This is a genomic window from Nocardia sp. NPDC059177 (assembly GCF_042755165.1).
In the GTDB taxonomy this organism is placed as follows: Bacteria; Actinomycetota; Actinomycetes; order Mycobacteriales; family Mycobacteriaceae; genus Nocardia.
In genome coordinates this window covers 92586-119578 of the sequence record NZ_JBHZBX010000010.1, presented here as the reverse complement: position 1 = coordinate 119578, position 26993 = coordinate 92586, and the positions used below count along the sequence as shown (strand labels likewise).

General features: G+C 67.1%; 30 protein-coding genes and 1 riboswitch. Of the genes, 16 read left to right on the top strand and 14 right to left on the bottom strand.

All coding sequences use genetic code 11. From position 1 onward, the window contains the following. The first annotated feature begins 14 nt into the window (after positions 1-14). Positions 15-611: a 4'-phosphopantetheinyl transferase family protein gene (locus ACFXK0_RS15340; protein WP_379410861.1), complete on the top strand. Its 597-nt coding sequence runs from the start codon at positions 15-17 to the stop codon at positions 609-611. Beyond that, complete coding sequence (locus ACFXK0_RS15335) at positions 595-1377, top strand: alpha/beta fold hydrolase (protein WP_379410859.1); 783 nt, start codon at positions 595-597, stop codon at positions 1375-1377. Before ACFXK0_RS15340 ends, ACFXK0_RS15335 begins: the two co-directional genes overlap by 17 nt. On the opposite strand, the gene ACFXK0_RS15330 is transcribed toward ACFXK0_RS15335, so the two are convergent. From ACFXK0_RS15330 to ACFXK0_RS15305, 6 genes are read right to left on the bottom strand one after another with little or no spacing between them, the layout of a single operon-like run. After that, entirely contained in the window at positions 1363-2118 is a 756-nt protein-coding gene (locus tag ACFXK0_RS15330) for an enoyl-CoA hydratase/isomerase family protein (protein WP_379410858.1), read from the bottom strand. The two genes, ACFXK0_RS15335 and ACFXK0_RS15330, sit on opposite strands and share 15 nt — an antisense overlap. 17 nt (positions 2119-2135) lie before the next feature. Further along, positions 2136-2501 carry a VOC family protein gene (locus ACFXK0_RS15325; protein ID WP_379410856.1) on the bottom strand — a complete coding sequence of 122 codons (366 nt, stop codon included), beginning with the start codon at positions 2499-2501 and terminating at the stop codon, positions 2136-2138. 57 nt (positions 2502-2558) lie between these two features. Further along, the gene (locus ACFXK0_RS15320) at positions 2559-2966 is read right to left on the bottom strand and encodes a DUF6157 family protein (RefSeq protein WP_379410855.1); all 408 of its coding nucleotides are present in this window, start codon (positions 2964-2966) and stop codon (positions 2559-2561) included. 32 nt (positions 2967-2998) lie between these two features. After that, positions 2999-3835: an ABC transporter permease gene (locus tag ACFXK0_RS15315; protein WP_379410854.1), complete on the bottom strand. Its 837-nt coding sequence runs from the start codon at positions 3833-3835 to the stop codon at positions 2999-3001. Continuing rightward, a complete protein-coding gene (locus ACFXK0_RS15310; protein ID WP_379410853.1) occupies positions 3819-4778 on the bottom strand; it encodes an ATP-binding cassette domain-containing protein in 960 nt (319 codons plus the stop codon). Before ACFXK0_RS15310 ends, ACFXK0_RS15315 begins: the two co-directional genes overlap by 17 nt. A gap of 43 nt (positions 4779-4821) precedes the next feature. After that, a complete protein-coding gene (locus ACFXK0_RS15305; protein WP_379410852.1) occupies positions 4822-6030 on the bottom strand; it encodes an acyl-CoA dehydrogenase family protein in 1209 nt (402 codons plus the stop codon). A gap of 181 nt (positions 6031-6211) precedes the next feature. On the opposite strand from ACFXK0_RS15305, the gene ACFXK0_RS15300 reads away from it, so the two are divergent. The 11 genes from ACFXK0_RS15300 (at position 6212) to ACFXK0_RS15250 (ending at position 17417) form a co-directional block, all read left to right on the top strand. Beyond that, the gene (locus tag ACFXK0_RS15300; RefSeq protein ID WP_379410851.1) at positions 6212-7693 is read left to right on the top strand and encodes a class I adenylate-forming enzyme family protein; all 1482 of its coding nucleotides are present in this window, start codon (positions 6212-6214) and stop codon (positions 7691-7693) included. After that, the gene (locus ACFXK0_RS15295) at positions 7690-8937 is read left to right on the top strand and encodes a type III PLP-dependent enzyme (protein ID WP_379410850.1); all 1248 of its coding nucleotides are present in this window, start codon (positions 7690-7692) and stop codon (positions 8935-8937) included. The genes ACFXK0_RS15300 and ACFXK0_RS15295 overlap by 4 nt, the downstream gene beginning before the upstream one ends. Next, positions 8934-9179 carry a phosphopantetheine-binding protein gene (locus tag ACFXK0_RS15290; RefSeq protein WP_379410848.1) on the top strand — a complete coding sequence of 82 codons (246 nt, stop codon included), beginning with the start codon at positions 8934-8936 and terminating at the stop codon, positions 9177-9179. The genes ACFXK0_RS15295 and ACFXK0_RS15290 overlap by 4 nt, the downstream gene beginning before the upstream one ends. Positions 9180-9659: 480 nt before the next feature. Further along, positions 9660-10313 carry a Crp/Fnr family transcriptional regulator gene (locus tag ACFXK0_RS15285; protein WP_379410846.1) on the top strand — a complete coding sequence of 218 codons (654 nt, stop codon included), beginning with the start codon at positions 9660-9662 and terminating at the stop codon, positions 10311-10313. Positions 10314-10371: 58 nt separating this feature from the next. Continuing rightward, positions 10372-12522, top strand: a complete 2151-nt coding sequence (locus tag ACFXK0_RS15280; protein ID WP_379410845.1) for a PfaD family polyunsaturated fatty acid/polyketide biosynthesis protein — start codon at positions 10372-10374, stop codon at positions 12520-12522. Between the two features lie 76 nt (positions 12523-12598). Continuing rightward, entirely contained in the window at positions 12599-13096 is a 498-nt protein-coding gene (locus ACFXK0_RS15275) for an RDD family protein (RefSeq protein ID WP_379410844.1), read from the top strand. A 31-nt stretch (positions 13097-13127) separates the two neighbouring features. Continuing rightward, positions 13128-14288: a winged helix DNA-binding domain-containing protein gene (locus ACFXK0_RS15270; RefSeq protein WP_379410842.1), complete on the top strand. Its 1161-nt coding sequence runs from the start codon at positions 13128-13130 to the stop codon at positions 14286-14288. After that, a complete protein-coding gene (locus ACFXK0_RS15265) occupies positions 14285-15127 on the top strand; it encodes a cupin-like domain-containing protein (RefSeq protein ID WP_379410841.1) in 843 nt (280 codons plus the stop codon). The genes ACFXK0_RS15270 and ACFXK0_RS15265 overlap by 4 nt, the downstream gene beginning before the upstream one ends. A gap of 333 nt (positions 15128-15460) precedes the next feature. Continuing rightward, on the top strand, positions 15461-15763 hold the full coding sequence (locus tag ACFXK0_RS15260; RefSeq protein WP_379410839.1) for a hypothetical protein: 303 nt from the start codon (positions 15461-15463) through the stop codon (positions 15761-15763). Positions 15764-16380: 617 nt separating this feature from the next. Beyond that, positions 16381-16998, top strand: a complete 618-nt coding sequence (locus ACFXK0_RS15255) for a transglycosylase SLT domain-containing protein (protein WP_379410838.1) — start codon at positions 16381-16383, stop codon at positions 16996-16998. Positions 16999-17075: 77 nt separating this feature from the next. Further along, a complete protein-coding gene (locus ACFXK0_RS15250) occupies positions 17076-17417 on the top strand; it encodes a hypothetical protein (RefSeq protein WP_379410836.1) in 342 nt (113 codons plus the stop codon). Between the two features lie 4 nt (positions 17418-17421). Here the strand turns inward: ACFXK0_RS15250 and ACFXK0_RS15245 are convergent, their stop codons facing one another. From ACFXK0_RS15245 to ACFXK0_RS15220, 6 genes are all read right to left on the bottom strand, one after another. Further along, entirely contained in the window at positions 17422-19227 is a 1806-nt protein-coding gene (locus ACFXK0_RS15245) for a TIM barrel protein (RefSeq protein ID WP_379410835.1), read from the bottom strand. A gap of 17 nt (positions 19228-19244) precedes the next feature. Next, positions 19245-19997: an ABC transporter ATP-binding protein gene (locus tag ACFXK0_RS15240; RefSeq protein ID WP_379410834.1), complete on the bottom strand. Its 753-nt coding sequence runs from the start codon at positions 19995-19997 to the stop codon at positions 19245-19247. Next, entirely contained in the window at positions 19990-21054 is a 1065-nt protein-coding gene (locus tag ACFXK0_RS15235; RefSeq protein ID WP_379410832.1) for a FecCD family ABC transporter permease, read from the bottom strand. Before ACFXK0_RS15235 ends, ACFXK0_RS15240 begins: the two co-directional genes overlap by 8 nt. Next, entirely contained in the window at positions 21035-22153 is a 1119-nt protein-coding gene (locus ACFXK0_RS15230; protein WP_379410831.1) for an ABC transporter substrate-binding protein, read from the bottom strand. Before ACFXK0_RS15230 ends, ACFXK0_RS15235 begins: the two co-directional genes overlap by 20 nt. Positions 22154-22285: 132 nt before the next feature. Further along, positions 22286-22474: riboswitch (cobalamin riboswitch) on the bottom strand. Positions 22475-22540: 66 nt separating this feature from the next. Then, positions 22541-23380 carry a hypothetical protein gene (locus ACFXK0_RS15225; RefSeq protein ID WP_379410830.1) on the bottom strand — a complete coding sequence of 280 codons (840 nt, stop codon included), beginning with the start codon at positions 23378-23380 and terminating at the stop codon, positions 22541-22543. Between the two features lie 64 nt (positions 23381-23444). After that, on the bottom strand, positions 23445-23906 hold the full coding sequence (locus ACFXK0_RS15220) for a MarR family winged helix-turn-helix transcriptional regulator (RefSeq protein ID WP_379410829.1): 462 nt from the start codon (positions 23904-23906) through the stop codon (positions 23445-23447). A gap of 73 nt (positions 23907-23979) precedes the next feature. On the opposite strand from ACFXK0_RS15220, the gene ACFXK0_RS15215 reads away from it, so the two are divergent. Together ACFXK0_RS15215 and ACFXK0_RS15210 are read left to right on the top strand one after the other, a co-directional pair. After that, positions 23980-24957 (top strand): pirin family protein, encoded by a 978-nt coding sequence (locus ACFXK0_RS15215; protein WP_379410827.1) that lies wholly within the window; start codon positions 23980-23982, stop codon positions 24955-24957. Between the two features lie 126 nt (positions 24958-25083). Next, on the top strand, positions 25084-25380 hold the full coding sequence (locus tag ACFXK0_RS15210) for an excalibur calcium-binding domain-containing protein (protein ID WP_379410826.1): 297 nt from the start codon (positions 25084-25086) through the stop codon (positions 25378-25380). A 65-nt stretch (positions 25381-25445) separates the two neighbouring features. Here the strand turns inward: ACFXK0_RS15210 and ACFXK0_RS15205 are convergent, their stop codons facing one another. After that, positions 25446-25679: a DUF3618 domain-containing protein gene (locus tag ACFXK0_RS15205; RefSeq protein WP_375936923.1), complete on the bottom strand. Its 234-nt coding sequence runs from the start codon at positions 25677-25679 to the stop codon at positions 25446-25448. A gap of 75 nt (positions 25680-25754) precedes the next feature. Here ACFXK0_RS15205 and bcp point away from each other — a divergent pair, with 75 nt between their 5' ends. Further along, entirely contained in the window at positions 25755-26228 is a 474-nt protein-coding gene (bcp, locus tag ACFXK0_RS15200) for a thioredoxin-dependent thiol peroxidase (RefSeq protein WP_379410825.1), read from the top strand. Here the strand turns inward: bcp and ACFXK0_RS15195 are convergent, their stop codons facing one another. Continuing rightward, a complete protein-coding gene (locus ACFXK0_RS15195) occupies positions 26229-26951 on the bottom strand; it encodes a TetR/AcrR family transcriptional regulator (RefSeq protein WP_379410824.1) in 723 nt (240 codons plus the stop codon). Positions 26952-26993: the final 42 nt, after the last annotated feature.

Here is a 26993-nt window from a genome sequence, read left to right as displayed (position 1 = left end):
GATGGCGGCGTATCGTGCCGACGGAAGCGCGCCGGGCGTTCGCCGCCGCCCACGCCCTCGCCCGCCACGCGCTCAGTTGGTGCGCGCCACGGATCGACCCGTCGGAATGGCGGCTGAGTGCGCGGAACCCACATGGCCGACCCGAGGTTTCGGCTCCGCGGCTCGACGCGGACATCCGCGTCAATCTTTCGCATACCGACGGGATGGTCGCCGTCGTCGCCACCTTGACCGACGCGTGCGGAATCGACATCGAACGGCGTGCTGACTCCGCCATGGTCTCGCGGGTCGCCCATCGGGTGCTCTCCGCTACCGAACTCGCCACGATGCGCGACCTCGACCCGGCGGCTCGAACGGACCAATTCTGTCGCCTGTGGACGCTCAAGGAGGCGACAACCAAGGCGCTGGGAACGGGTTTGCGCACGCCCTTCGACACCATCGCCTTCGATTTCGACGACGACCGGAACGCACGTCGTGCCGACAACGATCCGAGCTGGTCGATGCGCTCGTGGCCCGCCTCGCCCGAGCACCATGTGTCCGTCGCGGTCCACGCACCGAAGGTCGACTTCGTCGTCCACAGTCTTTCCGAGGAGCTCCGTGCTCGAAATCCCTGACACGCCTGTCCTTTTCGTCAATGCCTTCGGACAGGGCCCGGCCCCCTGGTCCCGCCTCGGCGAGCAGATCGCCGGTCATCCGACATCCCTCTGGACACCTGCCTTGCAGTGGACCGGGGCGACCCAGGCGTCCGAACTGTCACGACAGCTGGCGGCACTCGGCCGACCGGTTCACCTTGTCGCATGGTGCACCGGACCGAAGATCGCCCTGCGGGTTACCGCGCGACACCCGAATTCCGTCGCCTCGCTGGTCTTTCTCAATCCGTCACTCAAGGGGCCGAGTCGCGCGAAATCTCTCGACACCGAATACGAGTCCGAACTCGAGGCACTGCTTCGCACCGTATACAGACGGCAAGCGAGCGCCGGCCGGCTCGCCGAAGCACTCAACCGACGGCGGTCAGCTGGTACCAGCTCGTCCATCGGCTTGCCTGCCGAACTCGCCGACGCGGGAGTCGGCGCCTTTCACAGCGCGCCCGATCTCATCGCGTATGCGACACAGCATCTGGAGTTCTGGGAGGACGACATCCTGGCCGACACCGCCGTTCGATCGATTGCCGTCCCGATAACGGTCATCTCGGCAGTCCAGGATGTCGTCGTGTCCGCAACCGATGCCGCCGACATCGCGCGAGTGTTCCCGCAGTCGGAATCCGCCACCGTGGGTGGTGGGCACTTCTCTCTTTTCACCCACAGCGACGAGGTGGCGGCGAAGATCTCCGCTCATCTCGCCTCCGTGCGGACGCGAACCCGGTCGTCACTCCCACGGTAGCCGACCGGTACGCGTCCACTTGTCGATCCGATCCACCACGCCCGGAGCTCGCACCGCCGCCGTCAACACAGCGGCGGCCTCGGCACCCCCGTGCGCGGGCAACGCGTCGAAAGAGTTGGTATAAGCCTTGATTCGGGCGATCGTCGCACGATCTACTCGAACGCACCGTCTGGTCGCGGCGGTAGCCGCCTGGTCCACACGCTCACTCACCTCGTCGACCAGCCCCATCCGCGCCGCTTCGGGGGCCGTCATCGTCCGAGTCGACAGCGCGAGGTGGCGTGCTCCCCCAGGGCCGACTCTTCGACGCAGAAAGGGATACACCGCCGCGGGCACCAGACCCCACAGGGCCTCGGGTAAGGAGAAGGTCGAGCCGGCTGAAGCGAGCACGACATCGCAGGCCGCGACCAATCCGACCCCGCCCCCCGCCACTTGTCCGTCGACGATCGCGATCGTGGTGAGATCGCCCAGCGCGAGGCGTTCCAGGACCGAGTAGAAATCCGCTGTGGTCCGGACCGGTTCAGCGACATCGGCCAGGTCCATACCAGCGCAGAACCACGGGCCGTGATGCCCGAGTCGCAGGACCCGGACCGTGGGTGATCTGTGAACGACGTCGAGGGACCGGTGCAGCGCCGTCAACAGATCGGCGTCCAGGACGTTGCGCCGCCCAGGTCGGTCGAGTGTGAGTGTGGCAGTGGCCCCCTCGATATCGAGTTCGAGGGGGCCACCGGAATCAGCGCGCATCGTCGGACGGAACCGTCCTAGCCCATCGGGGGCGCGATGCAGAAGGGGTGCCCAGCCGGGTCGATGAAAACCGACCAGTAGTCGCCACCGGGCTGGTGCTCAGCCTTGACCGCGCCTGCGGCCAGGAGTTCCTTCTCCGCGGCCGCGAGGTCCTGTGCTTCGAGATCGAGGTGGAACTGCTGGGGAACATCGCCTTTGGGCCACGCAGGCGCGACGAAGTTCTCTACCTTCTGGAACCCCAGCTTGAGCCCGGCGTCGCTCGCCAGATACGCGACGTTGTCGTCGCGGTGGACCACGTTCCAGCCGAGGACCTTGGCGTAGAACCCGGAAAGCGCGTCATGGTCGGGGCAGTCGAGCGTGGTGCAGGTATACGACGCGATCATACTGAGTGACCTCCTTGGTCGTTCGTTGAGGAAATATCCGATCTGAACCTCACCCGATTACGCTCGTTTGGTCCGCAGTGCCTTGACAACCTTCAGGTCGGTGGACTGGACGAACTCCGCGTACTCCGGTGAATCCTTGGGGCACAGGGCAATCAGGCCTTCCTTGTCGAAGACCAAGCCCCACCCGTGGGTGCGGGTCAAGGGCGATGTGCGCAGGCACGGCTGTTCCTTGGAGAAGAACTGCGCACGCAGGTCAGCCTTCTCCGCCTCGCTCACCTCGAGATCTTGCCGGGCGAACCAAGACTCGAACAACACGTCTTCTTGGGTATAGGTGTACGGGTGCTCGGACAGCATCTCGTACTGGATCTGCGCGACCGATCGTGAGGATCCCCGCGCGACCGGCACCTTCCCGTAGTCGACCTTGCAATCATCGGCCACCGCGATGAATGTCCCGATGTAGTTCATTGCGCTCCTTCGGTACGGCTGACAATCATTGGCTAGTTCCGACTCACTCGGCCCAGCAGTGCGGTAAGGGCCAGACCGATACTCAAGATCCCCACCACCACAATTGCCAGCAACGCCGGGCCGAGCGCGGAGAGGTTCCAGTTCTCCGTGAGCAAACTCCGCAGCGCCTCCAGGATATAGGTGACCGGGTTGACTGTCGCCACCGCGTCGAGAAGCCCGTTCAGCTGATCCTTCGGCAGGAAGGTCGTGGTAAGGAACGCGAAGGGGAAGAACAGGATCGTTGCCGAGGCGACAGCGGCCGTGCTCGCGGTCTTGAAGGCGATCGCGTAGGTGAATCCGGGGAACACCATACCCCATAGTGCCGAAATAGCAATGAAGACAAGGAATCCCGCGATGCCGTTGTGGAAACCGACACCGACGAAGAAGCCGAGACACAGCACGGGGAGGGTCATCATGGCCACCAAGACGAAGTCCGCTGCCATCGTGCCGATCAGCAAGGCCAGCCGCGACACCGGCGTCATCAGCAAGCGGTCGAAATAACCCGAGTTCAGGTCCGCTACCAGCGATGCTCCTCGGCTGATTCCGGTGACCGCGAAAACGATGCCGACAGGTAGCTGAAATGCCTTGTAGTCGATCGCGAGCGCCGACTCGGTCAGTTTCTCGAGCGACCCGATATTGACCGCCATGAAGAAGACCGGAATCATCAGGGCCGGGAACACCGCCTCCGGCTCCCTCGGCAGCTGGCGGATCGATCGCATCGCGATGATCGCCACATCACGAAGGAACGACGAGGTCCGCGGCGCGAGCTCGGGGTCGACCGCGAACTCGTCCTGTGTGGAATGCATTTCGACTTCAGCGGATCGACTCATTCTCGCCCTCCGTGATGTGGCCACCGGTGAGTTCCATAAAGACATCGTCCAAGGTGGGGGTTCGCAGTGTGATATCGGTGAGTTCCAGCTCGGCCTTCTGAATCGCCATCGCGACCGGGCCGATGGTCTGCGCACCATCGGAGGCCCTGGCCTCGATTCGCTCCGCGAGCGCCGTCACGGATTTCACCCCTGGGATCGCTGCGAGCGCTGCCTCCGCGCGCCGCGCGTCACCCTTGATGTTGGCAACGACGATGTCGTCCCGGACCGTGCGTTTGAGCTCGTGCGGGGTACCCTCCGCGACCAGACGGCCCTCGTTGATGATGCCGAGCCGATGCGCCAGCGCATCCGCTTCCTCCAGGTACTGCGTGGTCAGCAGAATCGTCACGCCGAGTTCCTGATTCAGCCGCCGGACCTCGTCCCACATCTGCTGTCTGCTGCGTGGGTCCAGCCCCGTGGTCGGTTCGTCCAGGAACAGTACCGGAGGCCGGTGCAGCATCGCCGTCGCGATGTCGAGACGTCGCTTCATGCCACCGGAGTAGGTCGAGACTCGTTTGTCGAAATCGCTACCCAGATCGATGAGCGACTCCAGCTCGGCGATCCGCTTCTTCGCGACGGCCGGCCTCACGTTGTACAGCTTCGCCTGCAGCGCCAGCATCTCCCGCCCGGTCTGCAGGCCGTCGATGGCCGTGGCCTGCAATGCCGCACCGATACGAAGTCTGACATTGGTGGGGTCGGTCGCGACGTCGTAACCGGCGACCCGGGCAGAGCCGCTGGTCGGCATGAGCAGCGTGCAGAGTATCCGCACCGTCGTCGACTTTCCGGCGCCGTTCGGTCCGAGCAGGCCGTACACCTCACCGCGTGGGATTTCGAGGTTCAAACCCTCGAGGGCGACCTTGTCCTTGAATGCTCGCCCGAGGTCTCGCGCAACAATCGCGGGAGTCATCATCGCTTCCTCACTACCGGTCGACTCCTGATGAGTGCCGTGGTCACAGCTGAAAGAACAGCCAGTCGTTGGGCTTTCCGAGCATGGCCTTGACCGCCGACTCGTATCGGGTCTGCGAAGCGAAGGCATGCTGGCTGAGGGTGTGCGCGTCGCGGAAGAGCTTCTCCAGGGAACTGGATTCCCGGAAACCCGTCGAACCGGCGATCTCGTGCACGATTTCACTGATCTCGCGCGCGGTTTCGATCACAAAGCACGCGGCGAGCTGCATGGCGATGCCGTGTTCGGTGGTGACGAATTCGCCGGTCAGCTGGTGCTGCCACAGCTGATCCACCGTGTCGTAGAGATAACCGCGGGCAGCACGGTACTTGGCCTCTGCTTTTCCGAGTTGGCGTTGCACCGAGGGGCTGTCCCCGAGAACCTCCATCATGAAGTTCCCTCGCTTGGTACGCACCAGCGCGCCGACCTCGTCCAGACCGGCCCGCGCGACGCCCAGTGCGGTGGCGGCGAAGGCCGGGTGTCCCGACCAGAGCCGCGACTTGTACAGGGGGCCGGAAAAGTGACTGTTCGGCTCGCCCAGCGTGAGTGGCGCTACCCGTGCGGCAGGAACGAACACCTGGTCGTAGGCATAGTCGTGACTGCCGGTTCCTCTGAGCCCCAGAACATCCCAGTTCTCCACCAGCTCGCAGGCACCACGGTCCATCGCCGCCAGGAGCATGACCGGCCCGGTGGGGGTCATTGCGGGCTGCCCGTCCACCATGAGCATGGCGTAGGCGGTCACCCAGGTCGCGATGTGCGCGCCTGAGGCGAAGCCTGCCCGACCCGAGACGAGGTAGCCGCCGGGGACCTCGACGGCCATCGCCGGCGGAAACGCGCCGCCACAGATGACCGCGCCCTTGTCCGCGAAGACTTCCTCGACCCCCTCCGCGGAGAGTGCCATCATCGCGAACGCCTGGCTGTTCATGTTGCCCACCAGGAAGCCGGCGCTCGAATCGACGCGGGACAGTTCCTCGACAAGCCGAGTCGCCTCGAGCGGATTCAGCTCCAAACCGCCGAGCGACTCGGGTACCTGCACCTGGAACGCGCCCGCGTCGACGAGCGCCCGCGCGACGTCGTCGGGGAGCCTGCGATGCGCCTCACCGGCCGCGACACCCGACCGCAAGATCGGAATCAACCTCTCGAGCATCTCGTCGACAATGCGCGCGGAAGGGTCCGTGTCACGCTCGACTGGTTCGCGGGATTCGATCACGGTCATGTTCCCCACCTCGTGGCCTGGGCTCGCTTGTCCACGGGAAGGCTAGGAGCATCAGGCGGACGAGACTGCGCAGAATTGAGCTCTCTCCACAGATTCTTCCAGCGCTCAACCTTGAGCCTCGAGCATGCCCGTGGCCGTCATAGCGTGCGATGACAGCATCCGGCCATCGTGAGGAGTTCCTTTGCGCGAGCAGTTGTTGCACGACCTGCTCGATCGTCGGGCGAAGCTGTCACCGTCCAAGATCGCCCTCTGCGCCCGCGACCGGTCGTGGAGTTACGGACGAGTGCGACAGATAAGCCTTGCCATCCAGGGTTACCTGCGCGACCTGGGAGTCGAGCGCGGCGATCGGGTGCTGACACTCGCCTCCGCCAGCGCGATGGCCGTCCCCCTGGCCTTCGCGTGCTCGCGGGCTGGGCTGGTCTATGTCCCGGTCTCCCCGGATCTCAAGCCGTACCAGTTGCGAATGATCGTCGACGATTGCCGGCCGACGGTCGTGGTATTGGAGTCCGCGACGAACGATCTGGCTGCCGATGTGGCCCCGGACGTGCCGCGCATCGACATCGACGAGCTCGCCGAGGCGCGCCGCAGGCCGACGCCTGGCCGCTATCGGCCCGCGATCTCGTGCGATCCGGTGTGCCTGATCTACACCTCGGGCAGCACCGCCGCGGCGAAGGGTGTCGTATCCACGCACGCGCAGGTACTGTTCGCCACCAAGGCGATTCAATTGCGGTTGAACTACACAGCCGACGACAGGGTGCTGTGCGTCCTCCCTCAGTCCTTCGACTATGGCCTCTACCAGGCATTCTTGACCACAGACGTGGGAGCGACCCTGTTCTTGGAGCCCCGGGAGTCGGCAGGAACCGCCATCCTGGCGACGCTCGAACGCACCAGGACAACGGTGCTGCCGTGCGTCCCCTCTCTCGCCCAGATCCTGCGGATGGCCGTCACCCGATCGGGCGAGCCACCGGCGAGACTGCGCATGATCACCAGCACCGGTGCCGCTCTGGCCCCCGCGACCATCCAGGACCTGACCGACCTCATTCCCGGACTGGCGGTCGTGCGAATGTTCGGACTCACCGAATGCAAGCGAGTGGCGATCATGCCCATGGACCAGCTCGACCAGCGCCTCGACTCCGTCGGCTATCCACTCGACGACATCGAATGCTTCGTCGTCGACGAGCAGGGCAACCGGCTACCACCCGGCCACCGGGGCGAACTCGTCGTGCGCGGCGCGAATGTCATGTCCGGGTATTGGAACGCTCCAGACCTCACCGAGCAGCGTTTTCGCCGGGACTACCTCGGCGGGACCTTGCTGTGGACCGGCGACCTCTGTCACCTGGACGAAGACGGATACCTGTATCACCACGGCCGAATCGACGAGCAGTACAAACAGAACGGATTCCGGGTCTCAGCCGCCGAGATCGAGGGCGCGGCTCTCGACATTCCGGGAGTGTGTCAGGCAGCCCTCATCGCCCCGACCGACGACCAGCCGGCGTGCTTGGTCGTCGTCGTCCAGTCCGATCTGACGCTGCGCGACATCGTCGTCCAACTCGCCGATCGAATCGAGCGGAGCAAGATGCCGCAACGGACACTCATACGAGACAAGTTGCCGCTGAACATCAATGGAAAGGTCGACAAAAGGCTGCTGCGGGAGTCGTTGTGACCGGCACGTCGTCGGTCGAGCTGGCCTGCCGGTACGGAAGCCCACTGTATGTCTACGACCTCGCTCTGGTACGAGAATCTTGCACGAACTTGCGCGCTGTTCTGCCCCCGGGCAGCAGGCTGTACTACTCGTTGAAGGCAAATCCGCATCCAACGATCGTCGCGTGCCTGCTCGACCTCGGCTGTCATCTGGAGGTCAGCTCGGCCGGCGAGGTGGACGTGGCGTGCGCTGCGGGCGCGTCACCGGATCGTGTGCTCTTCACCGGTCCAGGAAAGACGCGGTCCGCGATCGAGCACGCGCTTCGGGTCGGCGTGCGGCGCTTCTCGGTCGAGTCGGCGGGCGATCTCGATCGGATCGCGACGGCGAGCCTGGCGCATTCGACGAAGGCCGAGTGCCTGATCCGCGTCAACCGCGATGCCCCGCTCGCGGGGGGTTCGCTGACCATGACAGGTGTCTCCTCACAGTTCGGTGTCGACGCTTCCCTGTTGATGGACAGGCCCGAGCTGTTCGGTTCACGTCCCGGCGCCGACATCAGCGGATTTCACCTCTACGCCGCGTCGAACATCGCCGACCCGGCGCGCCTCGCCGAGCAGCTGTACGAAAACGCCGTCATCGCAGCGGAACTGAGCTCGGCGACCGGCATCGCCCTGCGCGAGGTAGACCTCGGTGGCGGGTTTCCGGCTCCCTATGCCGGACGAGGCACAACACTCGACGTCGCCGAGCTCACGGGACTCGCCGAGCGTTTGTCGTCGGTATGGTCCTGCTACGACCGACCACCCCTGCTCAGCTTCGAATCCGGCAGGTTTCTGGTAGCGACAAGCGGGTCCCTGGTCGCCGGCGTCGTCGACAGCAAGACGTCCAAGGGATTCACCTATGTCGTGCTCGAATCCGGCGTCAACCATCTGGGCGGGATGTCGGGACTACGGAAGCTGCCACGGCCACAGCCGAGTGTCGAGGTCCTCGGCGGCGCGGACGGTCTGGTACGGGGGTCGCTGGTCGGCCCGCTGTGCACACCGATCGACTGTCTGTCCAGCGATGTCGAACTCCCGGTGGTGACCGAGGGTGACCTGATCCGCATTCCCGACGTCGGCGCCTACGGATTGACCGCGAGCCTGATCGCGTTTCTCGGCCACCCGGCACCGACCGAGATCGTCATCGACGGCGCGGACGGTGTCATCTCGGCCAGCCGGTTGACGATCGCCAGAACACCTGTCGGTCCCGAACCTTTCAGGGAGTCACCATGAATGACCAGTTCGTCGCCATTGTGCGCACCCGCCTGCCGTTCCTCGCGGCGGACGAGCCCCTGCTGCCGGATGCCGACCTCGCCGAGCTCGGGCTCGACTCCCTGCGGACGGTCTCGCTGCTTCTCGATCTCGAGGACGCTCTCGATATTTCCCTGCCGGATTCGGCAATCGGTGATCCTCGGACATTCAGCACCCCCCACAATTTGTGGCTCGCGGTGGACGCGGTTCTCTGCAATAGGTGACCACCACCTACCCGGGATCATTTCATGATCATTCGGCCACGCCCGGACCGACGTCGAGCCGTCTGGGCATCACATGCCCCAAATACGTTGGGGCCCTGCGCTCTTCGCAGGTCACGCAGCCCAAGACGGTTGACGGGGGTGGTACGTCTTGATATTTTTGCCAGGGAGAGAATCCAGTTGGTTCCAGGGGAGGGACCTCACGATGACAAACGCATCAACGATTAGGCAGTAACGACCAGCAGGACTGTCGAACGGTACGCCTTCGCGGTGCAATCTCGACAACGTTCCAGCCCGACGCTCCGTTCCTGCGATTTACCCGAGTCGAGGGCAATCCGCCTCGCTACCGATTCGGTTCGAGTCCGCCGGAGCGGGACTGGACGTACCATGATCTTGGGGAACGACGTGACTATCGACTGGTCCAGCAGCTCACCTTCCAGACAGGCTCAGACTCCGGAGCCGACCGCACAGCATCGACCGCCGGTGACCGAACTGTCGCTGGGCCTCTCGCTGGCGGATCTGATCAGCAAGGGCCAACTCCGTGGCCCTGTCCGGCGGATACCCACGGGCAGCCGGATCTACGGACGCAGCGACACTTCGGACTGGATCTGCTTGATCCGCACCGGCTGGGCGAAAACCCTCAGCACCTCACCGCAAGGCAAGCTGTGCGTCCTCGGCATCGAAGGGCCGGGGTCGGTGCTCGGAGTCGCCAAGGACGCCAAGGGGTCGCGCAGTGAGGACGTGGTGACCAAGAGCGAGGTGATGTTCAACGTGATCCCGCGCATGGACTTCGAAAAGTTCCTCGCCACTCCTCCCTTCAGCACCCAATGGCGCGGTCACATGATCGATCTCATGACGGAAAGACAGCGGACGATCGTCTCTTTCGTCACCCTCGACAGCGAGCGGCGACTCGCCGCGACGCTGATCCAGCTGGGTACCAACTGGGGGATCGCCCACAACGGCTGTACTCGGCTTCGATGTTCGCTCACGCACGAAGAACTGGGTCAGATGGTGGGAACCACCCGGTCGCGCGTCGGATACTTCATCAACAGATTCCACGACCTGGGACTGGTCACCAAGTCCACCGACGGACTCGGCCTCCGCATGGAAGCACTGCGACGCTTTGTCCACGGTTGAGCACGGCACCGGACGTCGCGCTTGGTTGTTCCCGGGACAGGGGTCCCAGGTCGCCGGCATGGGCATCGAACTACTGGCCCGCTTTCCCGCCGTCCGACGACTCTGCGATTCGGTGCTTGACTTCGATATCGCTGCGGCCTGCGCGGGCGACGCCGGGCATCTCGAGCGGACCGACCACCTCCAGCCGACACTGTTCACAGTCAACTACCTCTCCGGGCTGGCCCGCCGTGACAGCGAAGGCTGGCCCGATGTGATGGCGGGCCACAGTCTCGGTGAGATCAGCGCACTCGCCATCGCAGGCTTCATCGACTTCGAACAAGGGCTTCGCCTGGTCGCGGCCAGAGGCCGGTTGATGCACGCGGTCCGCGAGGGTGGTATGGCCGCCGTGGTACGCGTCCCTGCGGCTGTCGTCGCCGATGTGCTTCGCTCCAGCGCGATCACCTCGGTCGACATCGCGAATTGGAACTCGCCCACCGAGACGGTTCTGTCCGGGCCGACTGCGGATCTCGCGCTGTTGAACGACGAAGTCCGCGCGGCGGGAGGCATCCTCGTGCCGCTCAAAGTCGGTGCCGCATTCCATTCGCGCTATATGGCCGACGCCGCGCGGGCCCTCGAGGCCCACCTGTCCAGGGTGGACTTCAGGCAGGGTGTCGTCCCGGTGCTCAGCAATGTCACCGCCGGCGAATACACGCCGCACAGCGCGGCGCGGCTGTTGGCCCAACAGGTGCGCGAGGCCGTTCGCTGGAGCGACTGTATGGCGGCGTTGCGTGCTCGCGGGGTCACCGAGATCGCCGAGGTGGGCCCCGGCCAGGTGCTGACCAAGCTCTGGTCGGCGAATATCGGCGCAAGCCGATCGAACCCGGGTACCGAAAGACTATCGACCACGTCGAGGTCGGGCGCATCGGCCGACGACGACTTCCGCACAGCACACGGCGTGCGGCAGGCCTACGTGGCCGGATCGATGTACCGGGCGATCTCCTCGGTGGAATTGGTCGAACGTATGGCGAAGTCCGGCTATCTGGCGTTCTTCGGGACCGGCGGACTCACTCGGGAGGAGATCGATCACGCCACGTCGCGGCTCGCCCGTACCTGTACAGGTCTGCCATACGGCCTCAATCTACTCAACCAACCCGACAGGATCGACGCCGAACAGTGGGTCGTCGATGCCGCCCTACGTTCGCGGGTATCGGTCCTGGAAGCCGCGGCGTACACCACTCTGTCAGCACCTCTGGTCCAGTTCAGGTACGCGGGCAGCCGGCTGACCACCGGGCGGCCGCACGTGCCGAATCGGATACTCGCCAAGGTCTCACGCGGCGAGATCGCGCGGAAGTTCCTGCTGCCCGCGCCCCCGAAGCTCGTCGATGAGTTGCTCGGCACAGGGCTGCTCACCGACGAGGAGGCACAGGTCGCGAAGATGGTGCCGGTCGCCTCCGATATCTGTGTCGAATCCGATTCCGGCGGTCATACCGACCGCGGCAGCGCACTGACCCTGATACCGAGCATCGTCGACCTGCGCACGACCGTGTCTTCCGAGTGCCTGCTGAGCAGGCAGGTGCGCGTCGGTGCGGCGGGCGGCATCGGTACACCGTTCGCCATCGCCGCGGTGCGCGCGCTCGGCGCCGAATTCGTCCTCACCGGATCGATCAATCAGTGCACACCGGAGGCCGGGACATCGGAGACCGTGAAGGACCTCCTGTCGACTCTCGGTGTCCACGACACGGGTATGGCGCCGGCGGCCGATTTGTTCGAGGTCGACGGCCGAGTGCAGGTGGTTCGCCGGGGGACGCTCTTCGCCGCACGAGCCAACAGACTGCACCGGGTATGGCGCGAGCACAGCCGCTGGCACGACATCGATCCCGCGGTCCGATCCAGCATCGAAGGCCAAATCCTCAGAAACACCTATGAATCGGCACTCGAGCAGGTGAAAGCACGCTATCTGCGGCTGGACCGACCCGACCGTCTGAAACTGATCGAGAACGACCCGCGTCACGAGATGGCCGCGGTATTCAAAATCTACCTGGTGCATTCCACCGACTCCGCCATCGCGGGCAACCACCGCCGCGCGGCCGACTTCCAGGTCCATTGCGGACCGGCGATGGGTGCATTCAACATGTGGGCCCGCGGAACGGACCTCGCAGACTGGCACAACCGGCACGTCGACACGATCGCGGACGCGTTGATGGCGGCCGCACTCGGCGGGTCCGGCTGAATAACATTGAGCAGCGCAAGGGACGTGATCGAGAGAGGCTTGCAGCCGTCGCCAGTATCACTGCCGGAGGTTACGGATGTTCGTCGCGCCTTTCTCGAAGCGGGCCCTCGCCTGGCTCATCGACATGCACGTCAGCATGATCGCGCTCGTTTTCGCCTACGTGGTGAGCACCTGGGGATCGAACAACCACGGGGGATCGACCGCGACCGTCATCACCATCGTGGCGTACGTGGTGTGGTGGATGGTCGGTTTCGTGAATCGCTGTATCTGGATGGGACGCACCGGCCAGTCCTGGGGCCGCAGGTTCTTCGACATCTCGCTGGTCAACGAGCGCGACGGGAAACCGATCGGCATCTGGAAAGCCTTCATCCGCGAGAACACACACTTCCTCGACTATTTTTCGCTCGGCTACGGCTGGTTCCGGCCGCTCAAAGACCCCAAGGGCCGGACGATCGCCGACTACCTGAACAAGACGATTACCGTAGAGGGCCAGCCCCCACATCAACCAGTGATCGTCGCCGACCCAGCCGGGGTGGCCGACACCAGCACGAGCCCAACGAAAGCGGAAGTGTGATCCCTGATTGCCCCCTCCCCCACCCGCTACCGTGACCCGGTCGGTCCCGCACTCCCTTCGCCGCGCGCGCCTCCAGCGCCGGCACGGACTGACCGAGAAGCCCTTCCCCTCGGCAGCTGACGCGGTTGGCTCGGTCGTGGCGTTTCACGCAACCGATCCAGCCACCGTCTTCCTAGGACTCGCTGCCCGCCTGGCACCCGTGTCCGCCGAGGAATTGTCAGCCGAGTTGTACGACTCCGGGTCGTTCGTGAAAATGCACGCGATGCGCCGCACGGTGTTCATCGCCAGACGAGCCGACGTCGCGCGGCTACGGGCGGCAGTGACCGACGATCTGGCCGTGCGCGAGCGCCGCGCGATTCTGCGGCTGTTGAGCTCGGCCGATCTGGGTGAGACCTGGCTGAGATCGGTACAGGACGCGATCTGCGACGTTGTCGCCGACGGGATCTTGCGATCCGGCGCCGCGCTCGTCGAGCTCGAACCTCGGCTCACACAGCAAGTCCGCGCACCGGACAGGGCGTCGGCCAAGTGGGTTTCGATCGGGAGCCGACTACTCGGACTGCTCGCCATGGAGGGCTGGATCGAGCGTGGCGGTCCGGTGGGATCGTGGCAGAGCAACCAAGTCACCTGGGTTCGAGCGAGCGGGACGCCGCCGGTTGATCCGGCCGCGGCCCGGGCGTGGCTGTTGTCGTCCTACCTTGACCGATTCGGACCCGCCACCATGACCGATCTGACCTGGTGGACCGGATGGGGCAAGGGCGTGATCAATCGAACCCTCGGCGACATCGGCTCTCGGACAATCACATTCGAGGACGGGCAAGCGGCCGTGACAACCGACGACGACCTCCTCGACGACGAACCGGCGAGTACCGGGCGGGCGGTATTGCTCCCGTCGCTCGACCCGACCGTCATGGGCTGGAAAGAACGTGACTGGTATCTCGGCCCCCTTCCGACCGCCCAACTCATCGACCGCTCCGGCAATATCGGCCCCACCGTGTGGTGGGACGGTGCGGTCGTCGGCGGCTGGGGCCAGGATGCCGGAGGCACAGTGCGCTGGGAGCCACTCGCACCGCTGACGGCACAGGCACGCGAAGCTATCGGCTCCGAAGCCGACCGGGTGACCGGCTTCCTGGACGGCCGCACGGTCGCCCCACGGTTCCGAACTCCGCTCGAATTGCGCTTGGCGGCGTCGTGACCGAGCCGTTGTTGATCGTCGATTCCCCACCGACGCAGCGGGAGTTCGTTGACAGCTACCTCGCGCGCTCGCGGCCGCTCGTTGTGCGCAACGGCCTGCAGAGTTGGAATATGCCTCCTCCGTGGACCTTCGACAGCGTGCTTTCGATGGTCGGCGATCAGCGGGCCCCGATCTACGACAGCCTGTTCACCCTCACCGGGCTGACGACACTGCGCAAGTATCATGCTCGGTTCGTTCAGAACGCCGAACCCGGTGCGCGCCCGCCCTATCTGCGATGGTTCTCCCGCCAGTCCGCGGAGCGGCTGCCCTGGGCCGACGACGCTTTCCTGGCCCTGGCGAACTCGTGGCATGCACCGGAGTGGATTCCGACCGAGGGATATACCTTCCCCGCCGGTGCCACGGCGGTCGATATCGCACGTCAGTCCTTTCCGGCGAAGGGGATTTTCGTGTGCGGCCGGGGTGGGATGACCCGCTGGCACGTCGATCCCTGGTACAGCGACGCGTACCTGTGTCAGGTGATCGGCCACAAGCGAATCCTGCTCTACCCGCCGGAAACCACCACTCCCGCTGATCCAGAAGCGCTTTTCGCCGTCATCGACGCGCCCGGCATGCTGCCCCCCAGGTGGCCGTCGAGTCCATTGATCGACGTCGTGCTCGCGCCCGGCGACTGCGCCTATATCCCCCAGCAGCACCCGCACGCCGCGCTCGCCATGTCCCCGAGCTTGTCGCTGACCTGGAACTTCGTCCACAGCGCGAACGACACGGGCTATCGATCCCTGCCCAGCTCGGACGCCGCCGAGGACGCGGCTTTGGCCTATTTTTCCAACATTCGCGCATGAGGCTATGGCGGGGCGATATGTCGCGACCGGCGCGGCTGCGGGCGTATCGTGCCGCCGCGACCGCGCTGGCGCTGCGCAGCGATCACACGTTGCGTGCGCTCGTTGATGCGGCCGTGCCGGTCGGGGCCGGGATCGGTGGGCAGACCGCGCTGCTGGAGGTCGCCGGGACGCCGGTCTTCGTGAAGCGGGTGCCGCTCACCGAGCTGGAGCGACGGGCCGAGCAATCGCGCCGTCGCCTACTGGGACGACCGGCCACAGATACGCCACCGGATCGAGGCGGTGCGGGACGCGTCCGCGAGCATCGAGCGGGAACTCGCCGCCGGGACCGCGTTCATGAACAGTCGTGGCCTGCTGCACCTCGACACGCACTTCGAGAACATCCTGACCGACGGCAGTCGCCTCTACTTCGGCGACTACGGCCTCGCGCTGTCCGCCGACTTCGACCTCTCGCCGTCGGAAGCCGCGTTCCTCGACCGGAACCAGACCTATGACCGTGGGCGTCCCGGCCGGAACCGCCGCGCTCATCACCCGGCACGCGCCGATCGCCGCGACGATGTCGGCGTTCCTGCGGACGTTCCAGCAAACGAGCCGGCGCACGCCGTATCCGGACGAGGAGATCCGCTACCTGCTCGATGACCGGGAAGCCACACACGGCCGGTCCCTCTGACACCGCGGAAGCAACCCCTCGGCAGTCCGGCGGTTCCGTCAACCAACGGTCACAGACCCGTTATCGAAGCACCCCCGATTTCGGCGCTCATGCCACTTTCGCACCAATCCGGACAGCGACGAGCTGGGCAAACGCATCCGAAACCAGATTTTCGAGAACTTTTTCTGTGACCCGCGCCACCGCGGTAACGCCGGCAAACCCCCTGCATAGATAACGATTCTGCAACCGCCAGGCGAAGCTACCAAGATCGCCATCGTTTGCCGTTCAGATTCTGTTTACCCGGCGTTCACTTATCGTGACCATTCTGCAATCAGGTCACAAACAGACCTGCGGTTTGGTTAGCCCGGAAGTATCCAACCTTCGGAAGTACCGAACAGCGCGTGGTCTCCCCGCAGCCAGCTGTGGAGCACCGTGCGACGCGGCGGACAGCCATCGAGCGTCCCGCCCTGACAGCGTCGCACCTTCCATACAGACAGAAACAACACATCGCCTGACCGGCGTGCGCCGCTGCGTGCGCTGCCGCGATCCACCGTACTCCTCCGCGATGCCGGTGCTCGCCAGACAGAGATGAAGGAACAGAAAAGCAATGCTCAACAAAGACAAGCTCAGCACCGTTATCGGCCGTCGTTCGCGCCGTGAGGCGTTCACCGTGGCGGTCGCCGCGGTCGGTCTGGTCGCCGTAGCCGCGTCCTCCGCCGTCTCCTTCGCCGACGACAGCGTTCCCGAGCGTGCAGCCATGGTCGTCGAGCAGGCGGAGACCATCCCCGCCGCCGGCGCCGCCCCGGCCGTGGAGGCCGCCCCCGCCCCGGCTCCCGAAGCCGCACCCGCGCCCGCTCCGGAGGCCGCCCCGGCCCCGATGCCGGAACCGGCCCCCAAGACCTACCCGAACAACCTCGACGGCTGGATCCGTGAGGCGCTCGACATCATGGCCGCCAAGGGCATCCCCGGCACCTACGAGGGCATCCACCGCAACATCATGCGCGAGTCGACCGGTAACCCCCAGGCGATCAACCTGTGGGACATCAACGCGATCAACGGCATCCCCTCCAAGGGCCTGCTCCAGGTGATCGACCCCACCTTCGCCGCGTACCACGTCGAGGGCACCCCCTTCGATGTCTGGAACCCGGTCTCCAACATCGTCGCGGCCTGCAACTACGCCGCCGCCCGCTACGGCTCGATGGACAACGTCAACAGCGCGTACTGACAGCTGCTGACGCATTGAACGCCCGCGCCCCGGTCATCGTCGACCAGGGCGCGGGCGTTCGTCGTAGAATCGCCGACGTGCCAGACAGCGCCGATCAGGCACCCGATCACGCGCATTCCGACGCGGCCACCGCCAGCCGCGTCGCCAAGGCCCGCCGGCTGGCCGCCTACGCGTGGTCGCGCGACATCTGCGCCACCGAACTACGCGCCCTCCCCGCCGCCACCCTGCGCAAACTCGCCAGAGCCGCCGACACCAACCCGCCGAGCACCGGTGAGACCTGGCAGGTCGTCGCCGACCTGCTCGACCAGAAGGACGGCTGGGCCGCCCGCAACCCCGGCCACCCGGCCGCCGCCCGCACGCACGCGGACGAGAAGCTGCTGTGGGTGAAGCCGCCGGTGAAACCCTGGTCCCAGTCCTGAACGGTCAGTCCGGCCGCAGAACGGCCGCGTACTGCTCGACCTGTCCGGCGGTGCGATCACAGCCGACGAGCACCGGCAACGTGCCGAGACGGCGCAGTTCGATCCGGTGCCGGTGCACAGCGCCGGATCGGGGGTCGTGGACGGTGGCGTCGTAGTGGGTGTCGTCGATGGCGGTCACGCTCAGCCGGCGGCTCAGCCAGTCCCAGCCGTACCGGGCGAACAACTCCCGTTCGATGACCTGCTCGGCGGGCTCGCGCAGACTCGACCAGCCCCGGTACAGGTCGAACAACTCCGTCGGGTCGCCGGTGCGCCGGACCAGCGCCGCCATCCGGTCGGGGGTCAGGTTGCCCCAGTACCGGCCCTCGGGCAGGTCGACCAGGGTGGGCGCGAAGCGGTGCCCACCGAAGCTGCTGATCCGCCACACCCGAACCCCGGTCGCGTCGCCGTGGGCTTCGCGCAACCGCTGGTAGAACGGGTAGCCGAGGGTGCCGCAGCAGGCGTCGACCGAGGCGTGGGTGCAGACCACCAGGTCGCGGTGCCCGGCCGGTTCCCGGTACGGCGCGAAACCGTCGAGCGCGGCCGGGGCGGCGCCGAAGAGGGCATCGATCAGCTCCGGCGCCCGCTCGGCCGGGACGTGGTACTCGGCCCGGCGCAGCGGCGCCGCCGGGCCGTCCGCCCGGTCGAAGCGGATCACCCGCATCGCGCCCGGCGCCGAATACCGCGCATCCGGGGCGGCGGCGAAGGTCTTCATCGTCCGGCCGGCCTCGGCGATACTCCGGGTCGCCCGGCGCAGCGCCGCGCGCAGCGCTTCGGGCACCCGGGCTGTCTCCCACACCGGCGTCCCCATGCCGGGCGGCCACGGCAGCGGCAATTCGAGCATGAGGAAATGGTCGAAGGATCGCGCGGTGCCGATCGGATCCTGCGCGCTCGCCCGCGCGCGCGACGAACACGACTCGGCGGCCGGGATCACCGGCTCGGGCCGCGGCAGGCGCGACACCCGTCCGGCCATCGCGTCGAGCACCGTGTGCCGGGCGCGCCGGGCCTCGGCGTCGAGCTCGTCCACCGTCCCCAGTTTGGTGACGCTCTCGATCGCGCTCGGGCCGGTGAACCCGTGCGCCCGCAGCACCCGGTACAGCTCGGCGAAGTCCACGATGCCGTCACCGGGGGTGATCGCCGGCGGCATTCCCCCGCTCGCGCGCAAGCTGGCGCGCGCGGGATGGTCGCGCACGCCGACCGCGGCGATGTAGGGGGCGAGCTCGGCCAGGTGCCGGTCGGGCGGCTCGCCGCCGTAGTGCACGACATTGCCCGGATCCCAGCACGCCAGGAACGCTTCGTGCCCGACGCGGCGCACCAGCGCCACCGTGTCGGCGGCTGTGCGGGTCAGCCCGCCGTGCGGTTTCACCGCGATCGTCACACCGAGGGACGCGGCGTAGGGCGCGGCCGCCGACATCAGGCGCAGGTAACGCTCGGCGTGGGCGAGTTCGGGACAGCCCATGTCGACCAGGACACGCACCTTGAGTCGCGCGCAGTGGTCGAGCTGGCGGCGCAGCGCCGCCGTGGCGCGTTCCTCGGTGCTGTCGAGATCGGCGGCATGGCTCAGGATCGCCGGTGTCAGATCGTTGGCCCGGATCATCGCGGCGACCTCGGTGACCTGCGCCTCGGTGCTGTCGGGGGTGATCACCTCGGTGACACCGTGCACCGGCAGCGCCACCGACTCGAAGCCCGCCACGCGGATTCCGGCCAGCGCGCGGTCGAGCGGGAACTGCGCCCACGGGCGCACGGTGCAGGCCAGCCCGGACTCCATCGACATCGGCATCCTCTCGGTCGTCACTTCTCGTAGCGGGTGATGATCACCCGGCGTGGCCGCTGCTCGTCGACGAGCACCGTGTGCGCGCGCACCCCGTACAGCTCGCCCACCGATTCGTCGGTGAGTGTGGTCTCGACCGGCCCGATCCGCACATCGCCGCCGCCGAACAGCAGCATCGCGGTGTCGGCGATCTCGATCGCGTGATCGGGATGATGGGTGGTGAGCACGACGGTGCGGCCTTCGTCGGCCAGGCCGCGCAACAGATGCAGCACCTGTCCCTGGTTGCGCAGGTCCAAGGCCGCGGCTGGTTCGTCGAGCACCAGGATCGGGCTCTCGGACACGATCGCGCGCGCGATCAGCACCAATTGCCGCTCACCGCCGCTCAGGCTCGGATAGTCCCGCCCGGCCAACTCCGCCACCCCGACGCGCGCCATCGCGGCGCCGGCCAGTTCCCGGTCGCGTCTGCCCGGCATCGCCGCGGCGCGCAGGTGCCGGGCGCGACCCATCAGCACCATGTCGAACGCGGTGTAGGAGAACGTCGTCCGATGATGTTGCGGCACATACCCGATCGTGCCCGCGCCCGCGACCCGGCCCTCGGTCGGCGCGGCCAGACCGACCAGACAGCGCAGCAACGTGGTTTTCCCGCGCCCGTTGGGGCCGAGCACGGTGAGCACCTCACCGGCCTCGAACCGGTGCGAGACCTCGCGGAACAGCCAGTTCACGCGGTCGTGGGTGTAGCCGAGCGACTCCACGGCCAAGGCGGGTTCAGGCATCGGACCACATCCGGCGGCGGCTGCGTTGCAGCAGGATCAGGAACACCGGCGCGCCGACGAGGGCGGTGAGCACCCCGAGCGGAATCTCCGCGGCGCCGAGGGTGCGCGTCACCGTGTCGATGATCGTCAGGTAAGCGGCGCCGAGTCCCGCGGTCACCGGGATCAGCACCCGGTGATCCGGCCCGACCCACAGCCGCGCCAGGTGCGGTACCACCAACCCGACCCAGCCGATCACACCGCTCACCGCGACCGCCCCCGCCACGATCGCGGCCACCGTCACCAGCAACAGCCAGCGCAAGGGCGCGGGCCGCACCCCCAGCGTGGTGGCGTCGTCGTCGCCGAGGGAGAGCAGGTTGATCCGCCAGCGCAGGGCCCAGATCAGCGCGCCGCCCAGCAGGACCGGGCCGAGCGCGATCGCGACCTTGCCGAAGCTCGCGGTGGCCAGACTGCCCAGCAGCCAGAACACGATGGCCTGCAGTTCGCCGTAGGGGTCGGCCAGATACGTCAGCAGCGATACCAGCGCCGCGAAGAACGCGCCGACCACCATGCCCGACAGCACGATCGTCAACGGCGCCGCCCGCCGTCCCCGGCTGGTCGCGAACACCGCGACGAGGGCGAGCAGTCCGAACCCGAAGGAACCGAAAACCAGTGCCGCCGAACCCAAGCCGAGCACAATGGCCAGTGCGCCACCGAACGACGCCCCCGACGACACACCCAGAATGTGCGGGCTGACGATCGGATTGCCGAACACCGCCTGCAACACCACCCCGCACAGGGCCAGGCCTGCGCCGATCAGCATCGCGAGCAGCACGCGGGGCAGCCGCACCCGCAGTACCGCGGCCTCCTGGGTCGGCGACCAGGTCTGCTCGAGCTCGAACACTTGGCCGAGCAGGATGCGGACCACCTCGTCGACGGCCACCGGGTAGCGGCCGACGCCCAGCGCCAGCACCCCGACCGCCAGCACGAAGACCGGCAGCCCGATCAGCACGCAGTACCAGCGCACCGGCCGGGTTCCGGAACGCTCGGTTCCGGTCTGCTCAACGACCGAAGTCCGCATAGTCGCGCGAGCCTCCGTTACTCGGCATCGCCAGCATCGCGTCCAGCTGCGCGGCGGTGGGTTCGACCCCGTACAGGAAGCCGTACTGGCGCACGATCTCCGCGCGCAGCCCCGGTGCGCGGGTGCCGTGCACCAGGCCGGCGAGCCATTGCCACATCAGCGGTGACTCCTGGCTCGGCGGATCCCACCGGTAGCCGCCGAGCGGAACCTTGTACACCCGGCGCTCACGCACCGCACGCAACGTCGCCAGGGCCGGGTCGCCGTAGAGATCATCGGGCTGGGCCGGACCGAAGTTCCCGAGCAGCACGACGTCGGGGTCCCAGGCCAGCAGCTGTTCGGTGCCGATGGTGGCGCGCTGCTGGCCGATCCCGGCGGCGCAGTTGCGCGCACCGGCCAGTTCGATGACGAAATGGTTGTAGGAACCGGCCCCCGCGGCGTGCATGGCCTCGGCGCCGCCGAACAGATACAGCACCGAACATGCCGGGTCGGCGGGCGCGGCGGCGCGCATCCGGTCCAGGGTGGTTCGCATCCCGTCGACGATCCGGCTCGCCCGCTCCCGCTTGCCGAGCAGTTCGCCGTACATCCGCACCGCGCCCTCCAGATCGGCCTGCGTCCCGTAACTGAGTTCGGCGACGGTCAGGCCCGCGGCGCGCAGCGGCTCGGTGATCCCCGGCCCACGATCGCCCCACTGGATCACCACATCCGGTTCCGCGGCCAGGATGCTTTCGACATTCGGCGCGAACTCGGCGCCGGCGACATCGGTGCGCACGTCGAGCAGGCGCGGATACACCTCGCCGAGGAAACCGCTCTCGATCGCGGTGGCCGAGGCCGCGTTCATCCCGGCCAGCACATCCGGGCCGCCGTTGACCGCCACCATCATCGACGCCGCCGGCATCGGGATCGTCACCACCCGACGGGCCGGACCGCTCAGCTCGACGACCCGACCGGTCAGATCGGTCACGGTCAGCTCGGCGCCGGTGCCCGCCGATCCGGTGCCGCCGCACGCGCCGGCGAGAAACGGCAGCGCGGCCGCGGCCAGTGTTCCGCCGAGCATCCTGCGTCGCGACATCTCGCCGCTGGGCGGCCGGTGATCGGGCATCGGGTCGGTCCTCTCGTGTCCGGAAGAGGACTCGAGCACACGCCACCCGGCCACGATCGAAACCGCCCCTGCACCGTCACCGATCAGGGCATTTCTCGCTGCCACCCGCACGCCGCCGCGGGTCCTCGCCCGTGGATGGTGTCCGCGACAGGTCAGTATCCTGACTCCCGGATCAACGCGCACCCCGACCTTCCAGCCTGGCGGCCGTGGTCTTCGGTGGGGTCGGCTCCCCGGTCACAGTGGCGGGACCGTGCCGGATTCACACCGGCTTCCTGGTTCCCGTCGCGGTAGTTCGAGCGACACTGTAACGCCACCGGGCGGTTTCGGTGTATCCGCTCATCGGTATCGCGACATTGCCCGTGACGGCGGCGCTCGCGGGTCGCGGACTCACTGCGCGGCCGCGAAGTAGGCCGTGCGGACCTCGATCTTCGCCGGTAGTGGGAAGTCGGGGCTGCCCGAGCCGAGTGGGCCGACGGCGACCTGCCAGGTGTTCGAGGACTTGTCGATGGCGGTGCGGGAGTCGGAAGGTTGCAGGACCACCTCGTGGCCGCCGGAGCAGGAGTAGGCGCCGACCAGGCCGTCGGCGCGGCCGCCCCAGGCGCCGCCGACGCGGATTCGGCACTGGCGTCCGTCGGCGAGTTCGAGTGCCCAGGGTTCGGGTGATTCGGTGCGGCCGATGGGGGTGAGCGGCGGGTCGACCTGATATTCGCGCAGGGTGCGCTGCCAGGGGTCGGAGCCGCAGAGCAGGGCGGTTTTGCCGGGGGTGGGCCAGCAGACATCGGCCGCGGCCGCGGACGGGCCGCAGTGGTAGATGCCGGACGTTGTCGCCGACCGGCTCGGGACGGCATCCGCGCAGTTCAAGGTGCTGACCGGGTCGGCCGTCGCGAGGGCGAATCCGTCGCGGGGCTGACCGGAGGCGTCGACGGCGATCAATGTCACCACGGCGGTGGCCGGACCCGGCACGGGCGCGGGCGTCTTGACCGGGGAACCGGCGTCGGACGGTGCCGGAGTGCCGCCGCCGGTCGGTGCCGTGATGTCGGGAGCCGGCGTGCCGCCGCCGGTCGGCGCCGTGACATCGGGCGCTGGCGTGCCTTCGCCGGTGGGTGCGGCACTCGACGGCAGGAAGGTCATCCCGGGATAGTCGATGGGTTGCTGCTCGTCCGCGCAGCCGACGAGCGCGACCGCGCAGACCGCGCCGATCACGCCCAGTGTTCGTCCGATGATCATGGCCGCCCCTTCGTCCGAGAGCTCGAACCCCGACGTCTGTGCATCGTCTGCGCGGCCGCGCTCGTTAACCCGGCGAACAGATCCCGTCGGCCGCCTCGATCACCTTCGCCGACAGCGACCGCAGCGCGGCGCCCTCCTGCTCGGTGAGCTTGTCCACGAACAACTCTCGCACCAGTTCCACGTGCTCGGGCGCGGCCCGCCGCAGCACCTCGCGCCCCGCCTCGGTCAGCGAGACGATGATCCCGCGCGCGTCGTCGGGCGCGGGCACGCGGTCGACGAGTCCGCGCGTGGCCATCCTGGCCAGCTGCTTGGACAGCCGGGACTTGTCCCAGCGCACCTCGGCGCCCAGGTCCTTGGCGCGCAGGCAGCCGTTCGGCGCGGCCGAGAGCGACACCATCAGTTCGTAGTCGGCCATCGACAGGCCGTGTTCGCTCAGCCCGGCGTTGATCGCCCCGTCCAGGCGCTGGCGCATCTTGATGAACGCCTGCCAGGTCTGTTGCTCCGCCGCGGAGAGCCATCTCGTCACGGGAATGATCCTAGATGGCTTATGGTTGACATGGAAACCAAGTACCGAAGGTCCACCTCAGGAGGCGTTCGCCATGCCAGCTATCACCGTCGACGACATCATGGTGTTGCCCCGGCTGCCCCGGCCCGACGTCACCGAGACCCAGCGGCAGGTCCGCCAGATCACCAGCGCGCACCGCCAGCAGGAAGGCGCGGGCTTCGAGGTCACCCGGCCGTTCCCCAGCGTCGATCTGCGCGCCGCCGACCCGTTCATCCTGCTCGACCAGATGGGCCCGGTCGCCTACGAACCCTACGAGGCCAAAGGCGCGCCATGGCATCCGCACCGCGGCTTCGAAACCGTCACCTACATGATCGACGGCACCATGGTCCACCACGACTCCCAAGGTGGCGGCGGCGTCATCGGCGAAGGCGACACCCAGTGGATGACCGCAGGCTCGGGCATGCTGCACGACGAACTGCCCGAAGAGAAACTGGTCATCTCCGGCGGCACCTTCCACGGCATCCAGCTGTGGGTGAACCTGCCACGCGCCAAGAAGTTCGCCACCCCCCGCTACCAGGACCTGCGCGCCGGCGAACTGACCCTGGTCAGCTCACACGACGGCGGCGCACTGGTCCGCATCATCGCCGGCGAGCTCGCCGGCCACGCAGGCCCCGGATCGACCCAGACCCCCATCGCCTACGCACACGCCTCGATCAGCCCCGGCGCACAGCTGGAAACCCCATGGCCACAACACTTCACGGCCATGGCCTACGTGCTCGGCGGCAGCGGCACCGTCGGCACCGAACGCAGGCCGATCAGCGCCGGACAGCTGGCGGTCTTCGGCGCCGGCGACGCGATCTCGCTCACCGCCGACACCGAACAGCACACCACCACCGGCGATCTGGAAGTACTGCTGCTCGGCGGCACACCGCTGCGCGAACCGGTGATCCAATACGGGCCGTTCGTCATGAACACCAAGGAAGAAATCATCCAAGCCATGGAAGACTTCCAGGCCGGTCGGATGGGCACCATTCCCGCCGAACACCTCACCGGTCGCCGGTTGGGTGAATAAGCGACCACGAATCGGAAGAACCCGCGCGGTTGACAACGGGCGGCCCCGTCACGAAGGTGGACGGGGCCGCCCGCCATTCGATGTGTCCGGGCCCACCACCGAACCGCAGCAGACATAGAGGAATTCATGAACGTTCGCCGGCTCACTGTCAGCCTCGCCGCCGTAGGCCTCGGCCTGCTCGTCACCCCCGTCGCCAATGCCGACGTGGTGTCGGGCTCCGCGGGCACCGGCTCATCCAGCTTCGACTCCCTGCTCGGCGCGACCGGCTCGGCCAACCTGGTCCAGTCCGGCTCGGCCGGCGGCGCCTTCGCCAGCTGCGACGAAGCCATGCGCGCTGGTCGCGCCCCCCTGTTCCGCGGCGAAGCGGGCTACTCCCCCCACCTGGACCCCGACGGCGACGGCCTCGCCTGCCCCACGCAGTAAGAGAACGCAGAAAAGCACCCGATGTGGCAGCTGCCGCATCGGGTGTTTTCTTTACCGCCGGAAAGTCAGCGGCGGAAGATCTTGATCAGGAGCAGGCCCGCTACGAGGGCACCTGCGCCGATCACTGTGTATTTGACCTTGGGCTCGTTGAACTTGGCGACCACCATCGCCTTGGTGTCGTCCGCGATCCGTTGCGGATCGGCGCGCACCGCCAGTTCGTCGAGTGTGGTCGCCAACCGGGCGCGCGCGATCTCGATCTCGCGCTCGATCCGGTCGGTGTCGTCCTTGGCCACCGTCACCTCCAGGTAAATGTCTGCTGCTCGCCGACGAGTCTATCCATGCCCCTGGGCGGCCTCGTCGGTTACCGTGCGGTGGTGACCGACAACCATCGCCTCTCCCCCGGAGACACCGCCCCCGATTTCACGCTGCCCGACGCCGACGGCAAGGACGTGTCGCTGTCGGATTATCGCGGCCGCAAGGTGATCGTCTATTTCTACCCGGCCGCCAGCACCCCGGGCTGCACCAAGCAGGCCTGCGACTTCCGCGACAACCTGGCCGAACTCGGCGGCGCTGGCATCGAGGTCCTCGGCATCTCGCCGGACAAGCCGGCCAAGCTGGCCAAATTCCGCGACAACGAGGGCCTGACCTTCCCGCTGCTCTCCGATCCCGAACGTGACGTGCTGAAGGAGTGGGGCGCGTTCGGCGAGAAGATGATGTACGGCAAGACCGTCACCGGCGTGATCCGCTCGACCTTCCTGGTCGACGAGCAGGGCAAGATCGAACTCGCCCAGTACAACGTGCGCGCCACCGGGCATGTCGCCAAGCTGCGCCGCGACCTGTCGGTCTAGTCAGCCGCCGAAACCGGCGATGTACACCTCGTAACCGTCGAGCAGCCGGGCCAGGCCGAATTCGAAATCGGCACGGTCCCAGTCGATGTCGTCGTCCTCGAAGGCGGCGGTGGCGAGGGCGGCCGAGACCGACGGGAAGCGCTGCGGGTCGAGCACCCTGGCCATCACCGAGACGAAGTCGCCCTCGTCCACGTCCAGGTCGCGCAGGAACCGCCGCTTGCTGACCACGAACATCGACACGTTCATCACCAATTGGAGCTTCACCGGCATCGGCACCGCCGCCTCGGCCAGCACGCCGAGCGCGGTCTCGAGCCAGGCCATGTTGTTCGGTCCCCTCGGCGGCCGGGCCAGCGGTATGTCCATCCACCACGGATGCCGGCCGATCCGGTCGAACTCGGCCAGCGCCCACTGTTCCAGCCCCGCGCGCCACGGCGTCCCCGGCGCGATGACGGGCGGCTCGCCGACCACCCGGTCCATCAGCAGATCGATCAGCGTGTTCTTGCTGTCGACATAGCGATACAGCGACATCGCGGTGAAGCCGAGCTGCTTGGCGACCCGGCCCATCGACAGCGCCGCGTACCCCTCCGCGTCGGCCACCTCGACGGCCGCGTCCAGGATCTGATCGAGGGTGAGACCGCGCCGGGGGCCACGCGCGGCGGGCTGGTCGAGCCCCCACATCAGCTCGACCACCTTGGGCAATGCCGTATCGCCGGACGTCGTCATCGACTCCTACCTCCTCCGCTCGCCTCGACTCTAGCTGTCGCC

Coding starts and splice junctions, on each gene's coding strand:
- ACFXK0_RS15325 (WP_379410856.1), bottom strand. CDS start 2,501: ATGATCGCGTCGTATACCTGCACCACGCTCGACTGCCCCGACCATGAC.
- ACFXK0_RS15275 (WP_379410844.1), top strand. CDS start 12,599: ATGTTCGTCGCGCCTTTCTCGAAGCGGGCCCTCGCCTGGCTCATCGAC.
- ACFXK0_RS15305 (WP_379410852.1), bottom strand. CDS start 6,030: ATGACCGTGATCGAATCCCGCGAACCAGTCGAGCGTGACACGGACCCT.
- ACFXK0_RS15310 (WP_379410853.1), bottom strand. CDS start 4,778: ATGACTCCCGCGATTGTTGCGCGAGACCTCGGGCGAGCATTCAAGGAC.
- ACFXK0_RS15255 (WP_379410838.1), top strand. CDS start 16,381: ATGCTCAACAAAGACAAGCTCAGCACCGTTATCGGCCGTCGTTCGCGC.
- ACFXK0_RS15215 (WP_379410827.1), top strand. CDS start 23,980: ATGCCAGCTATCACCGTCGACGACATCATGGTGTTGCCCCGGCTGCCC.
- ACFXK0_RS15330 (WP_379410858.1), bottom strand. CDS start 2,118: ATGCGCGCTGATTCCGGTGGCCCCCTCGAACTCGATATCGAGGGGGCC.
- ACFXK0_RS15210 (WP_379410826.1), top strand. CDS start 25,084: ATGAACGTTCGCCGGCTCACTGTCAGCCTCGCCGCCGTAGGCCTCGGC.
- ACFXK0_RS15280 (WP_379410845.1), top strand. CDS start 10,372: ATGGGCATCGAACTACTGGCCCGCTTTCCCGCCGTCCGACGACTCTGC.
- ACFXK0_RS15320 (WP_379410855.1), bottom strand. CDS start 2,966: ATGAACTACATCGGGACATTCATCGCGGTGGCCGATGATTGCAAGGTC.
- ACFXK0_RS15195 (WP_379410824.1), bottom strand. CDS start 26,951: ATGACGACGTCCGGCGATACGGCATTGCCCAAGGTGGTCGAGCTGATG.
- ACFXK0_RS15245 (WP_379410835.1), bottom strand. CDS start 19,227: ATGTCGATGGAGTCCGGGCTGGCCTGCACCGTGCGCCCGTGGGCGCAG.
- ACFXK0_RS15230 (WP_379410831.1), bottom strand. CDS start 22,153: ATGCCCGATCACCGGCCGCCCAGCGGCGAGATGTCGCGACGCAGGATG.
- ACFXK0_RS15225 (WP_379410830.1), bottom strand. CDS start 23,380: ATGATCATCGGACGAACACTGGGCGTGATCGGCGCGGTCTGCGCGGTC.
- ACFXK0_RS15235 (WP_379410832.1), bottom strand. CDS start 21,054: ATGCGGACTTCGGTCGTTGAGCAGACCGGAACCGAGCGTTCCGGAACC.
- ACFXK0_RS15290 (WP_379410848.1), top strand. CDS start 8,934: ATGAATGACCAGTTCGTCGCCATTGTGCGCACCCGCCTGCCGTTCCTC.
- ACFXK0_RS15260 (WP_379410839.1), top strand. CDS start 15,461: ATGAACAGTCGTGGCCTGCTGCACCTCGACACGCACTTCGAGAACATC.
- ACFXK0_RS15315 (WP_379410854.1), bottom strand. CDS start 3,835: ATGAGTCGATCCGCTGAAGTCGAAATGCATTCCACACAGGACGAGTTC.
- ACFXK0_RS15240 (WP_379410834.1), bottom strand. CDS start 19,997: ATGCCTGAACCCGCCTTGGCCGTGGAGTCGCTCGGCTACACCCACGAC.